Origin of the sequence: Streptomyces sp. BE303 (assembly GCF_036290945.1) — a bacterium.
In the GTDB taxonomy this organism is placed as follows: Bacteria; Actinomycetota; Actinomycetes; order Streptomycetales; family Streptomycetaceae; genus Kitasatospora.
Map to the genome: position 1 here is coordinate 1 of NZ_JAQYWZ010000581.1, position 306 is coordinate 306.

1 protein-coding gene is annotated in these 306 nt (G+C 79.7%); it reads left to right on the forward strand.

Annotated elements, in window-relative coordinates:
* Positions 1-260, forward strand: a 260-nt coding sequence (locus PUR56_RS12910) for a hypothetical protein (RefSeq protein WP_329949000.1), incomplete at its 5' end; no start/stop codon positions are given.
* Positions 261-306 lie beyond the last annotated feature (46 nt).

Below are 306 nucleotides of genomic sequence, written 5' to 3' on the forward strand. Positions count from 1 at the left end.
CCGAGGCCGAGCAGACGCTGGAGGCCGCCCGGGCCGCCGCCGAGCGGCGCCGGGCCGAGGCCGAGAAGGCCGCCACGGAGATGCGCGAGCGGGCCGAGGCCGCGCTGGCGCTGGCCGACGAGCAGGCCGGGACTGTCCGCGCCGAGGCCGGCCGGGAGCTGACCGAGGCCCGCGCCACCCCCGATTCGAACCGCGCCGAGGCGGGCGAGGAGCTGGAGCAGGCCCGGCTGGACGGCGACGACCTGAACGCCGCCTCCTAACTGGAGGCCGCCGCGCTGATCGAGGCCGCCGAGGAGGAGGCCGCCG